Genomic DNA, 21,437 nt, shown 5'->3' on the forward strand with positions numbered 1-21,437 from the left:
ATTTCCATATTTTGCTACACTAAGATAAGACATACATATGAGGTGAAATGATGAAGTTAAAAAGATTTTTATTGTTGTTGTCATTGATGATCGTAGCCATATTGCCTATACATACAGCTTTTGCAGCCTTTTCGGATACAAGTGAACGTTATGAAGCAGCTGTCAATTATGTGGTGAGTAAAGGTTATGCAGCTGGATTAAATGATACACAATTTGGTGTTTCTGCCGAAATCAAACGTATTGATGCTGCCGTAATGATTGCTCGTGTAAAAGGATACTCTCCTACAGATTCTTATGCGAATGCAGGATTTACTGATGTGCCTGAGAAACGCCAGTGGGCAGTGAATGCTTTAGCTGCCAATGGAATTATGAGTGGGATGAATAGTACAACGTTTGGGAGTAATCAGTCAATGTCTCGTGAACAAATGGCCATGGTTATCGCTACAACATATAATTTAACAGCTACAAACATGGACATTCCATTTACAGATTTAAAATCAACAACTAAACCATCTATTGCTGCTTTAGTAGAAAACAATATAACAGCAGGGAAAACAACCACGCTATTTGGTTCAAAAGATAATATTACACGAGGCGAATTTGCTATCTTTATTTACAAAGCAGAAATGGACGTAACGACACTTCCTCCTGAAGTTATCTCTGTTGAATAAATTTTTTGTAAATATTTATGAAATTATCTTGTACTAATTCTGAATTGTGTTACAATTAATTTGTTGTAAATTTCCTATTTTTTGATATAAAGTGCTTGGTTGATGCGCGAAAAAGAATCCACAGGAACTAGTTTCCTGTGGATTCTTTTTCTTTTTTGGTAAACAATTACAAATAGACTATATATTTTCTGAACTATTCGTTTATACTTGTTAATAGAATCTAACTTTCAAAGGAGTTGCATCATGTTTTTTACTAGCAAAAGAATACCTGCTTTTCTCTTAGCATTTGCTCTAGTATTTTCCATTCTTCCCGTTTCTGCTGCCACGTTATCCCCAGGTGTTTACCACGAGACGATTTCGACAACTGTAGGAGGTTATCCTCAAAAAGTAAACAAGCTTTCTATCGATGTGACAAACCCATATGCCAAAATTGAATATGGGGTATCCAATCCAATTAATACACTAAAGACTGTAACAAATTTGTCGAGAGAACATACATATGAAAGACATCATGTCATTGGTGCCATTAATGCATCATTCTTCAGCTATGATGATCGCTTCCCAGTTTACTTATTAGCTAAGAATGATCAAATTGTAAATTTAGGTAATGTTTCAACAAATTTCAATGACTTTATGTATACACCAGCAGCTTTCGGTATTACGGCTGATAATAAAGCAAAAGTAGGTCGCTATTCTCTAGAACGTACGATTGAACATAATGGTTCTTCTTTTACAACAACTGATATGAACCGATACCGTTCAAATGATGAACTAATCTTGTATACAGATAGTTTTCCTCGAGAAAAGACTGTACAAAATCAATATGGTATTGAAGTTGTCGTGACCGGAGTACCTAAAAAAGTTGATTCTCAACTGAAATTTGGAGAAAAAGTAACAGGAGTCGTTTCTGCTATTCGACCTTATAATCAATACACTTCTTCGACCATTCCAAAAGATGGTTTTGTACTTTCAGCACAAGGGTCTGAAGTTTCAAAAATTTCATCCATGAAAATTGGTGAAGAAGTTTCACTGTCTGTTGATGTTGATGCAGCATGGAAAGGGTCACAATTTATGTTAGCTTCAGGACCCTTACTTGTACAAGAAGGCAAGTCCGCGTTAACGATTGATCTAGCTAGCCCACGCGTAACTGAAAGAACATCTCGTACAGCTGTTGCCACAGATGCAACTGGTGGCCGTGCGTTTTTTGTAACGGTTGATGGTCGTCAAAAAGGCTATAGCCAAGGAATGACATTAGTAGAATTTGCTAATTATTTAGTTACAATTGGTGCTTACAATGCAATTAATTTAGATGGTGGAGGATCGACAGCGATGGTATCTCGTCGTTATGGAGATGTATATCCCACTATAATTAATCGACCTTCAGATGGTTCTGAACGATCTGTATCCGCCATTTTAGAAGCAATCAGTACAGCGCCTTATGGACAAGCTACGAAAGTAAATGTTTCACAAGATCAAGAAGGTATTGTCGCTGTCGGTGCTTCGGTAGGTTTTAAAGTAGATATGGTATTGGATCAATATTACAATGCTTTGAGTGCTGATTCTTCTAAGTTAGTACTAGCAAGCGTCTCTAATAGCGTTGGGAAAATTGAAAACAATCGCTTCGTAGGTATTAAAGCGGGGACAGGTACTATTACAGCTAAATATGATACTACAACCGTAGCAATCCCTATTACTGTAACAGATACGATTGATTCATTAGTTGCTACACCGTTAGACATTCGTGTTGGAACTGGGGAGTCTGCAAAAATTTCCGTAAAAGGTATTAGTAAAAATCAACAAGTTATCTTTAATCCAGCTGCAGTTAACTGGACAGCTTCAAATGGTGTAGGTTCCATTAATGGAACAACTTTTACTGCAGGAACAAGTGAGGCAACGGGTACTATTACTGGAACATATGGCGCGTCACGCGTAAACATCCCAGTGACATTGTCTAATAAACCGTTCCAAGTTAGTAGTCTAGATTCTGTAACAGGCTTGAAAACAGAAGCTGTTCGATCAACAGCTACAATTGGATTAGAAAAAACACTACAAGCAAAAGAAGGAGCAGCATCTGTAAAGTTAAACTATGATTTTACAGCGTTCAAAGATTATACTTCTGCTGCATATGTTAGCTGGACAAATGGTCTTGCTATACCTGCTTCACCGAAGAAAATTGGTGCATGGGTTTACGGAGATGGAGCTAATCATTGGTTACGTGCAGCTATTACTGATGCAGCCGGTACTGAAACAGCTCTTGATTTCACAGCAGATGGTGGTCTGAATTGGGTAGGTTGGAAGTACGTTGAAGCGAATGTGCCGTCAACTCTAATTGCTCCAATCAGACTTAGTAAAATTTATGTAGCAGAACCATCATCAACTAAAAAAGGAAAAGGTTCAATCTGGATTGATTCCATTCAAGCGGTATATTCAAACCAGTCAACTCCAATGAAATCCTTTAATCCTTCCACTTCAGCACGAGTGGTTGATACAAACAAGCAGTTTACAGTAACATTCAACCAAGCAATGAATCCAGCATACTTCAACACGAAGCATGTATATGTAGAAGATGAGTATGGGATTCGTCAAAATGTAATTGTTCAAAGCGGAACAAATGCAACTAAACTTGTGGTTAGTGCACCAACTGGTGGCTATGCAAAAGGGAAATCGTATCGCTTAGTAGTGACCCATTTCGCACCTAATGCAAACAATATTCGCATGCTAAAAGATTCAATAACTGAATTTAAAGTTCAATAACTTGTGAGAGATGCACATGGCTTATGCCATGTGCATCTTTTTTAAAAGATAAGTATATAATTTGAGTTCCATAAATCCAGTGTTTCAGGGACAAAAAGATTGATTCATTAATATGGTGATTTCCGTTTCAAGCGGACGCTTTGCGACGAGTAACCGCAGGAGCACATGTTTTTGCAGTGATGAGGAGACTGAAGCCGTTCCCCGCGAAAAGCGTCCACCGTAGCGAATATCAACAGGCTACTATGGTTACTATACTTAAAAGGACAAGACGCACTTTACCCGGTTTTTCTTATGGTTGTGAGTTTTTCATTCTGGTGACAATCGAGTCTCCATTCAAATTTGTCATTACACAAAAATCCCGATGACAGTTGTCATCGGGATTTTTGTTTATGCTTGTTGTGGAACGCGAACGGTCCATCGAGAGAAGTCTGCTTGTTGTTTTTGAATCATTTCTGCAGGGAAGATAAAGGTCCATGCTTTCGATGTGTTTGCTTTAACTTCAAGAGAATCTAATGTAAATGAACCACGTGCAACTAGATCACCTGTTGCGTCTGTTACTTCTAAAGGTAATTGGTCCAGTGTTATATGTTGAGAATGACCATTACGAATGAACAATGAAATAGCTAAGCTGCCATTTTCTTGAGGCTTCGCTTGAAATCCACTGAAATTCACTTCACGGTCTTTTAATTTTGGAAGTGATTCCACGGTTAACTTTAATGCTTCTTTTTGGTCAGCAGTTAAAGCTTCTTCCCAAGTTGGAGCTAGGTCCAATTGATGCGGGACAAGAGATTGCACGTTAAATGCAAGTTTCCAGCCTTCGCCAGGTACATCCGCAACTTTTTGACTTTGTTTATCAAAGGCGAATACCCAAGGACGGTCACTTTTAGCTGGCACTTCATCCAAAACTTCTAAGTTGAATTGTTTTGAAGCTAACACTTTATCATTCTCAGACATTAACAATAGTTCGACTTGACCCATTTTGATTGGTTGATCCAATGATGAACGGAAGAATGCTTTAACTAACCAATCACCATTTCCTTCATGTAAATCAATATCAATTCCTGAAAGGGAAAGTTGATTTGGTTTCAAAGCTTCAAGTTCATTTGAAAGGAAGCGAAATACATATTGTTGTTCTTTCGGTACATCCCAATCTGGATGATACGAAAGTTCTGTTTGAATCAAGTCATCACTAGAAGAACCTGCATTGTCATCTAGTAATTCAGTAGAAGAAACTGTGCTATCTTTCCCCGTTTTTTGTGTTTTTTTAAAAAAAGAAAATAGGGCCATTATTTTGCCTCCTGTCTTGCTGCTACAATTTTCATAAAGCTAGTAATCTCTGAAGCGATGAAGCGACGCAGCTCTTGATAGTGCATTTCAAATAGTTCTAAGCCTTCGCGTTCATAAATACGCATTGGATCTTCTTGTTGGTAGACACGTAGACCAATGCCTTCCTTAAGGCGTGTCATGGCTTCCAAATGGCGTACCCAAGTAGAATCTAGGTAAGAAAGCATTACGCGCGGTAATGTGTTCATTACTTCTGGTTGGTCCTCGAAAGTAGCGATAAAGGTTTTTAATTCTTTAATTGGTTTTTCTAATTGCTTTTGAACATCTTTAACTTTCGAAACGTTTGGTTTAAGAGTGATGGTTTCAAGCAACATCGGATTTAAAGTACGTTCAATTTGTTCGAAATCCCAGTGCTCTGAAAGTTCATCTTCATGACAGCTTTCTTCAATGGCATATTCGACGGTTTCATCAACCATTTTTTGCAACTGACTGATTAAGTCGTCTCCACTAAGCACGCGGTCCCGGAGCGAATAGATAACTTTTCGTTGTTCATTAATAACATCGTCTAACTTCAAATTGTATTCACGCATCGAGAAATGAGAACCTTCGACAATGCGCTGTGTACGTTCGGTTAATTCATGAACATCTTTACCTTGAACTATTCCGATACTATCAGCTTTAACTTTTTTATTAAATTTCTCCAAATCATCTTTTGCATAACGTCTAAACATATCGTCTTCAAGAGAAATAAAGAACTGTGACTCTCCTGGATCACCTTGGCGACCAGAACGTCCACGTAATTGGTTATCAATTCGTCGACTTTCATGTTTTTCAGTTCCTAATACAAATAATCCACCTATGTCAGCGACACCTTCACCCAATTCGATATCGGTCCCACGGCCAGCCATATTGGTTGCTACGGTAATTTCATTTAATTGACCCGCTTGTGAAATCAAAAAGACTTCTTGTTCAACGCTTTTCGCGTTTAGTAGTTGGAAGTCCAACCCTTCTTTTTTTAAGTATTTCGCTACTTTTTCCGACTGAAGGATCGAAGTAGTTCCTACTAAAACAGGTTGTCCAGTCATGTGACGTCTTTTGACTTCTATTGCAACTGCTGAATATTTTTGATCAGTTGTTAGGAATACTAAATCTACTTCATCTTTTCGAATTTGTGGTCGGTTAGTAGGAATCTGAACAACTTCCATTCCATACACTTCACGGAATTCTTTTTCCTGAGTTTTCGCTGTTCCCGTCATCCCACAAAGTAGGGGATATAGTCGGAAATAATTTTGAATGGTTACTTGAGCTTGTGCTTTATTTTCATCAGTTATGGTTACGTTTTCTTTGGCTTCAATTGCTTGATGAAGTCCATCGGAAAGTGTGCGTCCATCCATAATTCGTCCAGTGAACATGTCTACTAAAAAGATTGTATCGTCTTTGACAATATAATCTACATCACGTTCGAACATCACATGTGCACGAACTGCTTGAATCACATAGTGGAACAACGTTTGATGTTCTAAGTCATATAAGTTGTCGACACCAAATGCAGCTTCGACTTTTTCGATTCCCGTTTCCGTAAGGGATGTCGCTTTCGTTTCATCATCGAAATCATAATCAACCTCAACTTTAAAGCGTTTCGCTAAACGAGCGGCGATCATGTGAAGGTCAGCGTCAGCAGTCATTTTACCAGCTACAATAAGTGGCGTTTTAGCCTCATCTACGAGCACGCTGTCGACTTCGTCAATAATTGCGAAGTGATAAGGTCGCTGTACTTTTTGAGAGTGGTCACCAGCCATATTATCTCTTAAGTAATCAAATCCGAATTCAGTTCCTACACCATATGTGATATCAGATCTATAGGCAATTTGTTTTGCTGAAGGTTCCATCAATGGTAAATTGATACCGACTGATAATCCAAGAAAACGATGAATTTGACCAATCTGGTCGAAATCTCGTTGCGCCAAGTATTCATTGACGGTAATAATATGGACGCCTTTACCTTCTAATGCACGTAAGTACGAAGGAAGAGAGGCAACAAGTGTTTTACCTTCGCCTGTTGGCATTTCTGCAATATTACCTTCAGCAAGTACTAGTCCACCAATTAACTGAACGTCAAAGTGTCGCATAAGTAGCACGCGTTTAGATGCTTCACGAACTACAGCAAAAGCTTCTGGGATAATCGCTTGTATTTTTTCACCATCTGACAATCTTTTTTTGAATACTGTTGTCATATCACGTAATTCATCATCTGTTTTTAAAGTAAATATCTCTTCTAATTGATTAATTTGATCGACCAATTTTCGGTATTTTTTCAATTGGCGCTCACTTGTTTCTGTTGAACGTTTAAAAAGGGATATCATTGTTATACCGCTCCTTCGAATTCTAGACACGCCCTTATTTTAACAAAAAATTGAATAAAATACTATGAATCTTATATGAGGGTTTGTCGTCTTATAGATTATAATGTTTTAATAGAACTAATTTTGGCTAAATATAATAGGAAGAAACATTCATTTTTACGAATATTGTTTACCGCAGTTGTTTTCATGATATAATACAATTGGATTTAAATGTATTCCTGAATATGTAATGACTTGAGGAGGAAAGACATGCTTTACCTATCTTTGGTTCTGGCATTTGTCGCTTCGATACTACTAACACCAGTGGTGAAGGCACTCGCATTTAAAGTGGGAGCCGTCGACCGACCTAATTATAGAAAAGTTCACGCACGAATCATGCCTCGTTTAGGCGGCCTTGCCATATTTGGTTCGTTTTTAGTTGGTTATTTTGTATTACGCCCTGAAGATTCAACGGCCCTTTATATAGTATTAGGTGCTGTTATGATTATTATCACCGGTGTACTTGATGATATGTTTGAGATTACAGCAAAAGCTAAATTATTAGGCCAATTTATTGCCGCAGGAATCGTCATCTATGGCGGTTTGCAAATTGATTTTATCAACTTACCTTTTGGTGGACAATTAGATTTTGGATACTTTAGTATCCCGTTAACTATATTATGGATTGTTGGTATTACAAATGCGATTAACTTAATCGATGGACTTGATGGCTTAGCTGCTGGAGTGTCCACAATTGCACTAGTGACATTAGCAGGAATGGCCTTTATGATGGGCGACACATTTGTGTTCGCAATGGCAGCCATCCTTGCTGCAAGTTGTGCAGGATTCTTATTTTATAACTTTCATCCAGCAAAAATATTTATGGGTGACTCAGGATCGCTATTCCTTGGTTATATGATTGGGGTTCTCGCGTTACTTGGTTTTAAAAACATTACGGTCATTTCATTAATTATCCCAATTATCATGCTAGGTGTTCCTATCTCGGATACATTCTTTGCTATCGTTCGCCGCTACCGTTTAAAGCAACCATTGTCAGCGCCGGACAAGTCTCATTTACATCACTGTTTACTTAATGTAGGATTCACACATCGCCAAACTGTTTTGATTATTTATGCATTAGCTTCAATGTTCGGCGTAGCTGCATTAATCTTCTCTCAAGCGACTTTGTGGGGTGCAATACTATTAGTAGCAGTAATGTTGGTGGCTATTGAATTATTTGTTGAAGCAGTTGGTTTAGCAGGGAAGAATTACAAGCCATTAATAAACTTTGTCCGAATGATCGGCAAATGACGAAAACCTCATGCGAACGATGCATGAGGTTTTTTTTATTTTTCTATAGTATAGAATTTAGTTTTTTCTCCAATAGTAAGTGTGGAAATTGATTTAGTTTTACATGAATTGATTAGTCACAGAGAACAAAGTGTTAATGATTTTCGCTATGTATTTTATATGAAAAAATCCCAACACACTATTACATGTGTCAGGATTTATCTTTTTATTCGTTGTCGTGAGTGTGATTAGGATCGTTTTCTTTTGCAAGTTCGGTTGCATCGTTGTCAGCACCACTATCAGAAAAACTTGCAGCATCTGGTGTTATTCCTAAATGGCTTTGAAGAATATCTTTTGTTTCGTCTAACGATTCTTCATCCAACATCCAGAAGTATGTTCCGGTTGTCATATCATCGTACCCATCGAGCGTAAGTGTATCCACTTTAGGTGCACCGTCCTTGATATAAGCGAAGAACGATTTCATTTCGTCGAATGTCATATCGGTTTTCATGTTTTCTCCAACTGCATCAATTACATCACCATATTTCGTAAAGGATGAAGCGGAAGATGCTCTCTTCATGATTGATGCTAAAATTTCTTGTTGGCGTTTGCCACGTTCAATATCGTTGTCTAATTTACGTGTTCGAGCTAATGCTAAAGCTGTTCGACCATCCAGCTTTTGATAACCTTCTTCTAACTGAATAGAGTAAACATCATTTTCATCTTTTTCCAAATGATCGTAAGGAACGTCTGCATAAATGCCATCAAGTGCATCTACCACATCGATGAATGCATTGAAGTTCATCTTCACATAATAATCAACTGGAACATCAAGTAATTCTTCCACAGTTTCAATGGTCGTTTTTGCGCCACCAGATGATAATGCATGTGTTATTTTATCTTCATAACCAACTTCTGGGATATATACATACGAGTCACGTGGAATGCTGACTAATTTAACTGTTTTATCTTTATTGTTAAGGGTTGCAAGAATTAACGCATCGGAGCGAGTATTACTTTCACTTTGATCGCGAGCTTCGCTATCATCTACACCAATAAACAGAATGGATACATTATCTTCAAGTGGTTTAACCGCTTCTTCTCGAAGAACTGAGCCTTCTCGGTCTTGAATAGCTTCGTACGAGTTGTCAGCAGCTGTTTCTGCTTTTTTTACTAGGTAAATCCCGTAAGCTGTTCCCGTAATTAAAACGGAAGCAATGACCATAGCTGATATTTTTAAAATTAATGACTTTTTAGATCCGCCATGTTTTGTTGTTTTAAATTGTTTTCTGTTCATTCGGTTCATATGGATTCTCCTCTTAGCAGGAATGACCCTACATGTTCAATAAGACGACTGAAGTTAACAAATGTTTCGTCATTTAACTACAGTACTCCTCATTATACATTGCTTTTCCTATTTGGTAAAAGGAAAAGATTATTTCATTCATATGTCAAAGTCGATGAAATCTTGTGTTTGTCGTTCAATAATAGCTTGCCCATTCGTCATTTCTGTTATCCATTCGACAAAATCGGCTTCTTTTGACACTGGTACATAAAGGAATAATTCAACAATTTCAGCATAATCTATTCGGTGTAGAGGGTAAGTTGAACTGCGTACTTCGTTCTCAACTTTGCCTAGCCATGAATAATCGACAGATACTTTCATTAAATGGTGAAGACGGCGTTCAACAAGTTGAGCAGCTCTTAAACCTTCTGTCGTTGCTCTTCCATAAGCTCGGATTAAACCTCCGCCACCCAACTTAATGCCGCCGAAATATCTTGTCACAACTACAACAGTATCCTTTAACCCTTGTTTTTTTAATACTTCAAGCATTGGAAAACCAGCAGTTCCGCTTGGTTCACCATCATCATTCGCTTTTTGAATGGAATCATGTTCACCAATTAAATAAGCTGAACAATTATGATTTGCTGATTTGTGTTTTGATTTAATCTCTTCTATAAAGGCTTGAGCTTGTTGTTCAGACTCAGCACGATTGACATATGTAAGAAATCGGGATTTTTGAATGATAATTTCTGTTTCGCCCGTCCCTTTTACTGTTATGTAATCTTTTCGCAAAATGTTCTCACTCCTATTGACATCTAGTTGTCATGCAATTTTAATATTAAATTGTGTATATAGTGATATAATAAATGCAGTCATTGCAGGATAATAGGCGTATATGGCGTATAGTAATAGAGAGAGAAATGAATGCAGGTCATTCATCAGACTGTTGCTCGAAAAAGGAGAATACCTGATGTCTGGGAAAAAGGTAGATATCAATTCACTCGATCATATTTTTAGTCAGATGGTTGAAACACTTAACCGCTCAAAAAATGATATCTTCATTATAAGCGAGCAAAATCGCCAAAGCTTATTACAGATGCAAAAAGAGTTAGCAATTGTTCATTCAAAGCTAGCAGATGTTTTCATTGAAGGTGATTTACTTATAGAAGAGACGCGTTTATCTCGCAAACGTTTAGGTGATGTCTCTATGCATTTTAACACGTTCAATGAAGAACAAGTGCGAGAAGCATATGAACATGCAAACGATTTGCAAATTAAACTTTCGATTAATCGAAATGAAGATCGCCAATTACAGGAACGTCGAGATGATTTGGTACGTCGTTTAAATGACTTAAACGATGCGATTTTGCATGCAGATCAACTAGTGACGCAAGCAAATGTAGTAACCAACTATTTAACATCCGATTTGAAAAATGTTGGACAAGCATTAGAAACGGCAAAATTAAAACAAGATTTCAGTTTGAAAATTATTGAAGCACAAGAAGAAGAACGTAAGCGATTATCTCGTGAAATACATGATGGACCTGCTCAAATGATGGCCAATGTGTTAGTCCGTTCAGATTTAATTGAACGAACATATCGAGAAAAGGGTGTAGATCAAGCCTTTGTTGAAATTTCTAGTTTGAAACTAATGGTTCGAAATGCACTAACTGAAGTGCGACGAATTATTTACGACTTAAGACCAATGGCATTGGACGATTTAGGATTAGTGCCTACCCTCAAAAAATACTTAAGGAATATCGAAGAATATAATACAGGTTGTCAAATACACTTCCATTCACATGGAGAACAAAGAAGGCTTTTATCCAATTTTGAAGTTGCTATTTTTCGTTTGATTCAAGAATCCGTAACGAATGCGACGAAACATGGTAAATGTAAAAATATTTGGGTAGATGTTGAATGGTCTCCTAAAATGGTAACAGTGACTGTGAAAGATAATGGAACTGGATTTGATCAACGTTTAGTTCGAGATAAATCTTTTGGTATGATTGGTATGCAAGAGCGTGTCGATTTATTAAAGGGTGAGATGATTGTTAAATCTTCTCTAGGTAAAGGTACATCTATGAAGTTTCAAATTCCATTAATTGAGGAACAACAAAGATAAGCTTGTCTTATATATTAGGAGGAAAATGACGATGACTAAAATTGTAATCATTGACGACCACCAATTATTCCGTGAAGGTGTTAAAAGAATATTAGATTTTGAAGATTCATTTGAAGTAATTGCTGAAGGCGATGACGGAAGCGATGCGTTAAGTTTATATGAACAATATGTACCAGAAGTAATCTTAATGGACATTAACATGCCACGTAAAAACGGTGTGGAAGCAACTGGTGAATTGATGGCAAAATATCCTGAAGCAAAAGTCATCATGTTGTCTATTCATGACGATGAATCATATGTCATGCATGCCTTAAAAACAGGCGCACTTGGCTACATGTTAAAAGAAATGGATGCAGATGCCATTATCCAAGCAATTAAAGTTGTTGCTGCTGGTGGATCTTATTTACATCCAAAAGTGACACGTAATTTAGTTTCAGAATTCCGTCGCTTAAGTGAGCGTGAGAACAAAGGAACATTCCATCAATCAGAAATTCGTCGTCCTTTCCACTTACTAACAAAACGTGAATGTGAAGTACTACAATTACTAACAGATGGACAAAGTAACCGAATGATTGGGGAAACGTTGTTTATCTCTGAAAAAACAGTGAAAAATCACGTATCCAGCATTCTTCAAAAAATGAATGTAAATGACCGTACACAGGCCGTAGTTACAGCTATCAAAAATGGTTGGGTTGAAGTACGTTAATTAAAATATTATAAAATAATATGCCAATGCCACAACATAAATGTTGTGGCATTTTTTTTGGAGTGTTTTGGAGCACGGGGATTATATCGTGACTCGTGAAGGATATATCGTGAGTAGTGAGCAGGATATCGTGACTAAACCGCATCATATCGTGAGTAGTCAACACTATATCGTGAATACACTAAATCAGCACAATTGAACGTGCTTGAAATGGTGACATTTGGCCAGCGAAATGTCACGTTGCAGTGGTGTGAAGTTGAGCAAGATGTGCGGTAATTTATCGTGACTAGTTAGTGATATATCGCAAGTAGTCAAGATTACAGATCGGCACAGTTCAAACAATAGTCCATGAAACTTTCACAATTGAACGAACGTTCTTAATGTAGAAGGGGCTATAATTATTGTAAGGATTTAAGTTTTATGTCAAAATAGCCGAGTAGGAGGGACGAACTTAATGAAATTTAAATATATAATCGTACTAGCAATGATTTCGATTTTTCTATCGGCCTGTGCAAGTGAAGAGAATCGAGAAGGCGCTGGTTCTGTATCTGATGGTGAAACATCTGGAGAAAATAGTCCGTTAGAACATAGTGTAAAGGATCAAACTGAGACTGACGTTGGGTTTGAAATGGTTGGCGCAAATATAGAAGAAGCTCAAAACGTACCCGCAGAGGAGAAAAAGGCTTTGCTAGAAACTTTTGAGACATATATGACTGCTTTCAATGAAGAAGATATTGAAAAGTACATGTCCGTAATTGCAACTGAGCCTGAAGGATTTGATTACAAGGAAGAAGAAGTGACTGTAAAAGAAACTTTTGCTCAATATGAAGTGAATCGGACGGCTGAAGATGTGACGGTTATTAAATATAATAAAAACCAAGCACAAGTTTTTGCTTCACTTGATATCTCCCTTAAACAAGAATCAACAGGAGCAGAACTTGATCGAACTGGTCGACAAGTTACCGTTTTTGCAAATGAAGAAGGTGAATGGCGCGTTACAAGCGTTTATTTCATTGGAGATGTAGCAGAATAAGTAGAGTATAAACCTCGCATAGATGTGAGGTTTTTTTTTGCCCATTTTTTGCGGTTTTTGCTTTTCTTAGGTACTATTATTCATATAGGAATGAGTACAATCCGAAACGGAGGAATGCTCATGAAAGAAGTGCAAGCATTTTTAACTGTTCGTATTTGGTTGAAGGAACAAACCCCTTTTCCTTTAACCGTTATCGAAGAATTTATTCAAAAAGGATTTATAACCCCCCACACAGGCATTCAGTCTAATCAAAATTCTACTAGTAGGAAAACAAAAAATTCTCAGTGTCGACGTTGTGGATTTCAGCAGCTGACAGCGTTTCAATGTGCTAAATGTAAGGCTACTTGTTTGTATTGCAGACATTGTATTCAAATGGGAAGAGTAAGCAGCTGTAGCGAGTTAATTACATGGACTGGGCCATCTTTAGTAGAAGAGGTCAGTCATTGTTTTACGTGGTCTGGAACGTTAACTTCTCTACAAGGAAAAGCTTCTAAAGAATTGTTAACAAGTGTTCAACTAAATCAGAGTCATTTAATTTACGCGGTTTGTGGTGCTGGAAAGACAGAATTGTTGTTTACCGCGATCTTTGATGCACTTGAACGTGGACTTCGGGTATGTGTGGCGACACCAAGGACAGATGTTGTATTGGAACTGTTTCCCAGGTTTCAAGATGTTTTTCCGAAAACCGTTATTCATGCATTGTATGGCGGTTCCCCTGAACAGTCGAACTTTGCCCAGTTGGTTCTTGCAACAACTCATCAACTATTGCGTTTTGAGGAAGCATTTGATGTGGTTTTTCTAGATGAAGCGGATGCATTTCCATATACAGTGGATAAATCTCTCCAATTTGCAGTTCAAAAGGCAAAGAAGAAAGATGCGGTAGTTCATATGATTACGGCAACACCGTCTGAGGAACTATTAAGTCAAGCGGTTAATATTTCGCTTATATCTCAGCGTTTTCATGGATTTCCATTGCCTGTTCCACGGTTTGTTGGGTTATGGAACTATAAGAAGCATATGTATAAAGATAAACTTCCCCAAAAGTTAGCTGAATGGACTCAGCAATGTCTTCAAAATGACGAACCATTTTTAATTTTTTTTCCAACGATTGACTTAATGGAACGAGCATTGCCATTATTTCAGCAAATACATGTAGAAATATTAGCAGTTCACGCCGAGGATCCTGAAAGGAAACAAAAGGTTCTAAAATTACGTCATAAGAAAGTATGTGGTTTACTGACAACGACCATACTTGAACGAGGGATAACAATTCCTAATGTTCAAGTAGCTGTGGTTGGAGCAGATGAACAGATTTTTACTAGTAGTGCTTTAATTCAAGTAAGTGGACGTGTCGGTCGATCAGTTGATTTTCCGACTGGAGATCTCGTGTTTTTTCATCATGGTATTTCTCTAGACATGGATAAGGCGAAAGCAACAATCGAGGAACATAATAATAGTCGTGAACGTTTATGAAGTGCTTGATTTGTTCTTCCTCATTTTTAGAAATCGCGTCATGGCGGAAGCTTTTCTTAATTAAACCACCACAATTAGTTTGCGAGAAATGTTCCAGTAAGTTTGAGAAAGCTGAAGAAAAAGAGTGGAGGAACGAATGGGTAGGTACTATTTATGAAGGAACTCTTGATTCTGTTCATTCCATATACCGTTACAATGATTGGATGAAACAGGTTTATCGGCAATATAAATTCCAATTAGATGTAGAACTAGCAAACATTTTTAAATCGGATTTTCTGCCGTTACGTAAAGTTCAAGACAAAATTGTACCCATTCCACTAAATCCGGAGAAGTTAGTCGTACGAAGTTTTTCACAAGTGGATGAATTACTAAATGCTGCAAATGTACCTTTTACCCAAGTGTTGTCAAAGACGTTAGATCAAACTCAAGTTGGAAAATCTAAAAAAGAACGTGTTTCTTCAGAATTAATTTTCACAGTAACGCAGGATGTCCAAAAACAAAACATTTTATTAGTCGATGATTTGTATACAACCGGCACTACATTGCACCATGCCGCCTATGCTTTGAAGAAAGCCGGAGCTAATACTGTAAATGCCTTGACGCTAATTCGCGCATAATAACTTAAGAATATGACTTCATTCGACAAATTTCTAAATTTATTTTGGTTTGTTGCAGGAGTTATTAGGGGATAAGTAGAATAAGGTAAGTATAGCCTTAATTAAAGGAGGAGTTTACATGTTAAATTATAATATCCGCGGTGAAAACGTTGAGGTAACTCCTGCGATTCGCGAACACGTTGAAAGCAAAATCAATAAAGTAGAACGTTATTTCAACGAAGAAATCCAAGCGAACGCAAATGTCAATTTGAAGGTATATAACGACAGTCAAACGAAAGTCGAAGTTACAATTCCAATGAAGAATTTAACGCTTCGTGCTGAAGAAAGACATAACGATATGTATGCAGCAGTCGATTTAATCGTCGATAAATTAGAACGTCAAATTCGTAAATATAAAACTAAAGTAAACCGTAAGTTCCGTGAACGTGAAGGTGTGGGGGCATATTTCGCAAATGTTCAGTCACCTGAACAAGTTGCTCACCAAGATGACAAGGAAGAAGAAATCCATATTGTTCGAACAAAACAATTTGAATTAAAACCAATGGACCAAGAAGAAGCTGTTTTACAAATGGATATGCTTGGACATAATTTCTTCGTTTTCACAGACGCTGAATCAGATGGTACGCATATCGTTTACAAACGTAAAGATGGTAAGTACGGATTAATTGAAACGAACTAAATTTAAAAAGTGTAAAGAAAGCCCGAAAATGGGGCTTTCTTTTTTTGTGTTTAATTTACTTTATATGAGAAACTTGTCTTTTTTTATTTGTCGATAGAGAAGGATTTCCCTCGAATAAAGCGAATATTAAAATAGAATAAAGAAAAGAATTCATAATTCCGTTTCTAAAGGGAGGGAATTGGATGTCGAAAATTCGGCTATGGGACAAACTTGGTTTTCGAGGCAAGGTTTTAGTTGCAATGAGTGCCGTCGTCATTCCAATTCTATTTATAATGGCGGGTTTTTCATACAGCTATTCTAAAAATTTATTTGAAAAACAATTGGAAGAAGAATTAGGACTGGAAAATGAAATTGTAGCGCAAGAAATTCATACATTGTTAAACAGTAAAAGGGAAATTGCAGAGCAGCTTGGAGCTCTAGATGATGTCAGAGATTTTGTTGAATCACCAGTTGAGCGGGAGACTGTTAAGACCTCTGCCAACTATGAAAAAATCAATCAACTCATGACAAGAGTTCAAGAAAACACGGATGGACTAGGACTTGTGTGGATTGCCTTATTGGAACCAAATTTCTTTATTGCGGATCATGGATATGTAACAGATGAAGCTTACGACTTGAAAAAACGGCCATGGACGGCAAAAGCTGATGCCGCAGCAGGCTTATCTTTTTCGGATTTGTATATCGATTACTCCACAAAAAAATATACTGTTAGTGTAATAAAACCTATTGAAACGAATGGCAAAAGACTAGGGTACTTTGGTTTGGATATGCACTTGGATACAATACCTCTGTTAATTGCTCCCTATGAAAAAAATAACCATAAACATGTTCTATTAACGGAACAAGGACAAACTTTATATGATGTTGACAATATTTGGGCAGAGTTAGAAGACCTAAATTTGTCTAGAGATGTTGCTACATTGGTCAGCACTTCTAAAGGAAGCTTTTATGTGGAAGTCCGTGAAATTGAAGGGACCGGCTGGCAAATGGTTAGCTATGTTCCGGACTATATGGTGACTCAATCTCTACAAAATGTAAGTAAGACGATTGGTTTATCTTGGATCATTGCAGCCATGTTGATATTAATTATTTTGTCTATACTCCTACGGTCTATGTTGAAAGATTTACCAACTATCGTGAAACATGTTCGCCGTATGGAACAAGGAAACTTAGTTTCGAAATTGAATATTTATCGTAAGGATGAAATTGGGGAAATCGCACAATCGATTGAGCAAATGGGTAAATTGTTAAACATACAAGTTCAAGAAATGGATTTCCAGGCTAGATTTGACTCACTAACAAGTTTACCAAACCGCTTGTCAATTGAACGTCAACTCGGTAAATGGATTGACGAAATGCGAGAAACTGACCAAATGATTGCCGTGACTTTCTTGGATTTAGATCACTTTAAACAAATTAACGATTCGAAGGGGCACGCTTATGGGGATGCTCTTTTAATCCAAGTGGCAGAACGGATCCAACAGTTGTTACCTGAACAGAGTTATTTTGGTCGATTTGGTGGAGACGAATTTATTGTGTTAATGCATGAGAAAAAGGAAAACTTCCCTTTTATAAGAACAACTCTAACTAATCTACACGATTCTTTTTCTAAAGCATTTTATTTAAATAAACAAGCTATATTCGTAACCCCTTCCATGGGCGTTTCCCTTTGTCCAGCGGATGCACTAACGTGTGAACAACTTTTAGTGAATGCTGATACGGCACTATATAAAGCGAAAGAAGCTGGAAGAAATAGAATTCTATATTTTAACTATGAAATGAAAGAAGCGTTTGAAAAACAACTTATGTTAGAGCAAGGGTTACGCGATGCTATTAAATTTAATCATTTTACATTGGTGTTTCAGCCACAATACAATCTAAAAACTGCTAGGACTGAGAGTTTGGAAGCCTTGTTACGATGGCATCATCCTGAATGGGGGATGATCTCACCTGCAGAATTTATTCCTGTGGCCGAGAAATCAGGTAATATTCTCGTAATTGGCGATTGGGTACTTGAAACAGCTATTCGAGAGATAAAAGAGATACATCATCAGTATCCATATGTCACATCAGTAGCCATTAACGTAAGTGCATTACAGCTACGAGAAATGGATTTCATTCACCGATTGAAAACACTTTTGAAGAAATATCAAGTACATCCAAGTCTAATTGAAATTGAAATAACTGAGTCCTTATTTATAGATGGAGGAGAAGAATTACTTCAAACCCTTGCAAAAATTCAAAAAATGGGTGTTTCAATTGCTCTCGATGATTTTGGAACCGGATATTCTTCACTAAATTATTTACGTATATTACCGATTAATCGTGTGAAAATTGATCAAAGTTTTGTTCAGCAGATGGAAAACGATACACGAGTGCAAGCAATCGTCAAGTCGGTTATAGACTTATCACATAATTTGGGATTTATTATTGTTGCAGAAGGGGTTGAAACTAAGAAACAATTGAACCTCTTAAGCTCAATGGAAACAGATGTAATTCAAGGTTTTTACTACAGTAAACCACTTAATAAAGGGCAATTGCAGAAGTTCTTAGATAACGACGTTACCTCATAAGTAGAAGTCCGTTATTTGCACCCCTTTAGTAGCAGTGTTAAAATAAACCTTAGACTAAATGGGAAGTGAATTTAAATGCTTGGAGTATTAAATAAAGTGTTTGACTTAAATAAGCGTGATTTGAAAAGATTAGAAAAAGTTACAGATCAAGTAGAAGCTTTAGCGAAAGAAACAGAAGCATTAACAGATGACCAATTACGCGCTAAAACGGATGAATTTAAAGCCCGTTTAGCGAGTGGAACTGTTTTGGAAGATCTGCAAGCCGAAGCATTTGCTGTTGTTCGAGAAGCATCAAGACGTGTCTTTGAGATGTATCCTTTCCGTGTTCAAATTACGGGGGCTGCAGCACTTCATGAAGGAAATATTGCTGAAATGAAAACTGGTGAGGGTAAAACCTTAACATCTACATTGCCGGTTTATTTGAATGCAATTACTGGTAAAGGTGTTCACGTCGTGACGGTTAATGAATATTTGGCAAGCCGTGATGCAGAAGAAATGGGTAAATTGTATAATTTCTTAGGCTTAACAGTGGGCTTAAATTTAAACAGTTTGAATAAAGATGAAAAACGTGAAGCATATGCTGCGGATATTACCTATTCAACAAACAACGAATTAGGATTCGATTATCTGCGCGATAACATGGTGTTATATAAGGAAGAACATGTACAACGTCCACTTTACTTTGCTGTAATCGATGAGGTTGACTCGATATTAATCGATGAAGCACGGACGCCATTGATTATTTCAGGACAAGCTGCAAAATCCGCTCAACTTTACAAGCAATCAAATGCACTTGTTAAAGCCCTTCGTAATGAAGAAGACTATTCATACGATGAGTCAACAAAAGGCGTAGTATTAACTGAAGCCGGAATTGAAAAAGTAGAAAAAGCGTTTGGTATTGATAATTTATTCGATTTGACTCATGTTCGCTTAAATCACGCAATTAACCAATCATTAAAAGCACATGCAAGTATGCATAATGACGTTGATTATGTGGTTCAAGACGGTGATGTAGTTATTGTTGATTCATTTACTGGCCGATTAATGAAAGGTCGTCGCTATTCAGATGGACTTCATCAAGCAATTGAAGCTAAAGAGGGTCTAGATATTCAAAATGAATCGATGACTATGGCTACCATCACATTCCAAAACTATTTCCGAATGTACGAAAAACTTTCAGGCATGACAGGTACTGCAAAAACGGAAGAAGAAGAATTCCGCAACATTTATAATATGAATGTTATTGTCATTCCGACCAATCGAGTGATTGGTCGTGAAGATCGCGCAGACTTGATTTTTGCTTCAATGGAAGGTAAATATAAAGCTGTGGCAGATGATATAGCTGAGCGAAACAAAGCAGGACAACCAGTTCTTGTTGGTACTGTTGCGATAGAAACTTCAGAAATCATCTCTAGATTATTAACAAAACACGGAATTCAGCATAATGTGTTAAACGCGAAGAATCATGAACGCGAAGCCGAAATTATTGCGACAGCTGGTCATAAAGGTTCGGTTACCATTGCAACGAACATGGCAGGTCGTGGTACTGACATTAAACTCGGTGAAGGCGTAATAGAAGTTGGCGGTTTAGCAGTTATTGGTACTGAACGTCATGAATCACGTCGTATTGATAATCAGCTTCGTGGTCGTTCAGGACGTCAAGGCGATCCGGGTATCACGCAATTCTACTTATCAATGGAAGATGAATTAATGCGTCGTTTTGGTTCTGATAATATGCGTGCTATGATGTCTCGTTTAGGAATGGACGATACACAACCAATTCAATCTAAAATGGTTACTCGTGCAGTAGAATCGGCACAAAAACGTGTTGAAGGGAATAACTTTGACGCACGTAAACGTTTGCTTCAATACGATGATGTTTTACGACAACAACGTGAAATTATTTATAAAGAACGTCTAGAAGTATTAGAGACGGAAAATATGCGTGCTTTAGTAGAAACGATGATAAACGAAGTAATCGAGCGTACGGTTATTGCACATACATCTACAGATAAACAGAATGAATGGAACTATAAAGGACTTGAAGATACTCTTCATGCGAATTTATTATCTGAAGGTGCCATTACTCGCACACAATTAGAAGGTAAATCGTCGGATGAAGTGATTGATTTTGTCAAAGCATTAGTGTATACACGCTATGACGAAAAAGAAGTAGAAATGACTCCTGAACGTATGCGTGAATTTGAAAAGGTTGTATTACTGCGTTCAATTGACTCGAAATGGATTGACCATATCGATGCAATGGACCAACTGCGACAAGGAATTCACTTACGTGCATATGGACAAATTGATCCACTTCGTGAGTACCAAAACGAAGGATTTGCGATGTTTGAAGCAATGGTTGATTCAGTTCAAGAAGATGTAGCGAAATATGCGATGAAGGCAGAAATTCGTAACAACCTTCAACGTGAAGAAGTAGCAAAAGGTCAAGCAGTGAACCCGAAAGAAGAGGGTGGAACTGTTAAGAAAAAACCAGTACGCGTAGAGGCAGCAGTTGGACGAAATGAAATATGCCCTTGCGGCAGTGGCAAGAAATTCAAAAATTGCCATGGTGCTGTTGAAAGATAACGGAGGAATTTAGTAA

15 protein-coding genes are annotated in these 21,437 nt (G+C 37.4%); 11 read left to right on the plus strand and 4 right to left on the minus strand.

All coding sequences use genetic code 11. The features are described from left to right. Positions 1 to 50: 50 nt before the first annotated feature. Entirely contained in the window at positions 51 to 671 is a 621-nt protein-coding gene (locus ACFPYN_RS00950) for an S-layer homology domain-containing protein (RefSeq protein WP_377732008.1), read from the plus strand. A gap of 243 nt (positions 672 to 914) precedes the next feature. Beyond that, positions 915 to 3,425 carry a phosphodiester glycosidase family protein gene (locus ACFPYN_RS00955; protein ID WP_377732009.1) on the plus strand — a complete coding sequence of 837 codons (2,511 nt, stop codon included), beginning with the start codon at positions 915 to 917 and terminating at the stop codon, positions 3,423 to 3,425. Positions 3,426 to 3,812: 387 nt separating this feature from the next. On the opposite strand, the gene ACFPYN_RS00960 is transcribed toward ACFPYN_RS00955, so the two are convergent. After that, positions 3,813 to 4,712: an accessory Sec system S-layer assembly protein gene (locus ACFPYN_RS00960; RefSeq protein WP_377732010.1), complete on the minus strand. Its 900-nt coding sequence runs from the start codon at positions 4,710 to 4,712 to the stop codon at positions 3,813 to 3,815. Then, positions 4,712 to 7,072 (minus strand): accessory Sec system translocase SecA2, encoded by a 2,361-nt coding sequence (gene secA2, locus ACFPYN_RS00965; protein ID WP_377732011.1) that lies wholly within the window; start codon positions 7,070 to 7,072, stop codon positions 4,712 to 4,714. The genes ACFPYN_RS00960 and secA2 overlap by 1 nt, the downstream gene beginning before the upstream one ends. Positions 7,073 to 7,321: 249 nt before the next feature. On the opposite strand from secA2, the gene ACFPYN_RS00970 reads away from it, so the two are divergent. Continuing rightward, positions 7,322 to 8,362, plus strand: a complete 1,041-nt coding sequence (locus tag ACFPYN_RS00970) for a glycosyltransferase family 4 protein (RefSeq protein ID WP_377732012.1) — start codon at positions 7,322 to 7,324, stop codon at positions 8,360 to 8,362. A 205-nt stretch (positions 8,363 to 8,567) separates the two neighbouring features. Here the strand turns inward: ACFPYN_RS00970 and ACFPYN_RS00975 are convergent, their stop codons facing one another. Then, positions 8,568 to 9,638 carry an LCP family protein gene (locus ACFPYN_RS00975; RefSeq protein ID WP_377732623.1) on the minus strand — a complete coding sequence of 357 codons (1,071 nt, stop codon included), beginning with the start codon at positions 9,636 to 9,638 and terminating at the stop codon, positions 8,568 to 8,570. A gap of 147 nt (positions 9,639 to 9,785) precedes the next feature. Then, the gene (locus ACFPYN_RS00980; protein ID WP_377732013.1) at positions 9,786 to 10,418 is read right to left on the minus strand and encodes a YigZ family protein; all 633 of its coding nucleotides are present in this window, start codon (positions 10,416 to 10,418) and stop codon (positions 9,786 to 9,788) included. A 178-nt stretch (positions 10,419 to 10,596) separates the two neighbouring features. Here ACFPYN_RS00980 and ACFPYN_RS00985 point away from each other — a divergent pair, with 178 nt between their 5' ends. The 8 genes from ACFPYN_RS00985 to secA all read left to right on the plus strand — a co-directional run bounded on the left by ACFPYN_RS00985 (position 10,597) and on the right by secA (position 21,421). Then, positions 10,597 to 11,751 (plus strand): sensor histidine kinase, encoded by a 1,155-nt coding sequence (locus tag ACFPYN_RS00985; RefSeq protein WP_377732014.1) that lies wholly within the window; start codon positions 10,597 to 10,599, stop codon positions 11,749 to 11,751. Positions 11,752 to 11,782: 31 nt separating this feature from the next. Then, positions 11,783 to 12,457: a response regulator gene (locus tag ACFPYN_RS00990; RefSeq protein WP_377732015.1), complete on the plus strand. Its 675-nt coding sequence runs from the start codon at positions 11,783 to 11,785 to the stop codon at positions 12,455 to 12,457. 454 nt (positions 12,458 to 12,911) lie between these two features. After that, a complete protein-coding gene (locus ACFPYN_RS00995) occupies positions 12,912 to 13,490 on the plus strand; it encodes a DUF4440 domain-containing protein (protein WP_377732017.1) in 579 nt (192 codons plus the stop codon). A 120-nt stretch (positions 13,491 to 13,610) separates the two neighbouring features. Further along, complete coding sequence (locus ACFPYN_RS01000; protein WP_377732018.1) at positions 13,611 to 14,963, plus strand: DEAD/DEAH box helicase; 1,353 nt, start codon at positions 13,611 to 13,613, stop codon at positions 14,961 to 14,963. Continuing rightward, a complete protein-coding gene (locus ACFPYN_RS01005) occupies positions 14,960 to 15,580 on the plus strand; it encodes a ComF family protein (RefSeq protein WP_377732019.1) in 621 nt (206 codons plus the stop codon). Before ACFPYN_RS01000 ends, ACFPYN_RS01005 begins: the two co-directional genes overlap by 4 nt. 118 nt (positions 15,581 to 15,698) lie before the next feature. Further along, positions 15,699 to 16,259 carry a ribosome hibernation-promoting factor, HPF/YfiA family gene (gene hpf / locus ACFPYN_RS01010; RefSeq protein WP_377732020.1) on the plus strand — a complete coding sequence of 187 codons (561 nt, stop codon included), beginning with the start codon at positions 15,699 to 15,701 and terminating at the stop codon, positions 16,257 to 16,259. Between the two features lie 182 nt (positions 16,260 to 16,441). Then, positions 16,442 to 18,832 carry a bifunctional diguanylate cyclase/phosphodiesterase gene (locus ACFPYN_RS01015; protein ID WP_377732021.1) on the plus strand — a complete coding sequence of 797 codons (2,391 nt, stop codon included), beginning with the start codon at positions 16,442 to 16,444 and terminating at the stop codon, positions 18,830 to 18,832. Positions 18,833 to 18,907: 75 nt separating this feature from the next. Continuing rightward, positions 18,908 to 21,421 (plus strand): preprotein translocase subunit SecA, encoded by a 2,514-nt coding sequence (secA, locus tag ACFPYN_RS01020; protein ID WP_377732022.1) that lies wholly within the window; start codon positions 18,908 to 18,910, stop codon positions 21,419 to 21,421. The last annotated feature ends 16 nt before the right edge of the window (positions 21,422 to 21,437 follow it).

The sequence above is a fragment of the Paenisporosarcina macmurdoensis genome (assembly GCF_042658845.1).
Taxonomy (GTDB): Bacteria; Bacillota; Bacilli; order Bacillales_A; family Planococcaceae; genus Paenisporosarcina; species Paenisporosarcina macmurdoensis.

Coding starts and splice junctions, on each gene's coding strand:
- ACFPYN_RS00985 (WP_377732014.1), top strand. CDS start 10,597: ATGTCTGGGAAAAAGGTAGATATCAATTCACTCGATCATATTTTTAGT.
- ACFPYN_RS00955 (WP_377732009.1), top strand. CDS start 915: ATGTTTTTTACTAGCAAAAGAATACCTGCTTTTCTCTTAGCATTTGCT.
- ACFPYN_RS01005 (WP_377732019.1), top strand. CDS start 14,960: ATGAAGTGCTTGATTTGTTCTTCCTCATTTTTAGAAATCGCGTCATGG.
- ACFPYN_RS01000 (WP_377732018.1), top strand. CDS start 13,611: ATGAAAGAAGTGCAAGCATTTTTAACTGTTCGTATTTGGTTGAAGGAA.
- secA (WP_377732022.1), top strand. CDS start 18,908: ATGCTTGGAGTATTAAATAAAGTGTTTGACTTAAATAAGCGTGATTTG.
- ACFPYN_RS00970 (WP_377732012.1), top strand. CDS start 7,322: ATGCTTTACCTATCTTTGGTTCTGGCATTTGTCGCTTCGATACTACTA.
- secA2 (WP_377732011.1), bottom strand. CDS start 7,072: ATGATATCCCTTTTTAAACGTTCAACAGAAACAAGTGAGCGCCAATTG.
- ACFPYN_RS00990 (WP_377732015.1), top strand. CDS start 11,783: ATGACTAAAATTGTAATCATTGACGACCACCAATTATTCCGTGAAGGT.
- ACFPYN_RS00995 (WP_377732017.1), top strand. CDS start 12,912: ATGAAATTTAAATATATAATCGTACTAGCAATGATTTCGATTTTTCTA.
- ACFPYN_RS01015 (WP_377732021.1), top strand. CDS start 16,442: ATGTCGAAAATTCGGCTATGGGACAAACTTGGTTTTCGAGGCAAGGTT.
- ACFPYN_RS00975 (WP_377732623.1), bottom strand. CDS start 9,638: ATGAACAGAAAACAATTTAAAACAACAAAACATGGCGGATCTAAAAAG.
- hpf (WP_377732020.1), top strand. CDS start 15,699: ATGTTAAATTATAATATCCGCGGTGAAAACGTTGAGGTAACTCCTGCG.
- ACFPYN_RS00950 (WP_377732008.1), top strand. CDS start 51: ATGAAGTTAAAAAGATTTTTATTGTTGTTGTCATTGATGATCGTAGCC.
- ACFPYN_RS00960 (WP_377732010.1), bottom strand. CDS start 4,712: ATGGCCCTATTTTCTTTTTTTAAAAAAACACAAAAAACGGGGAAAGAT.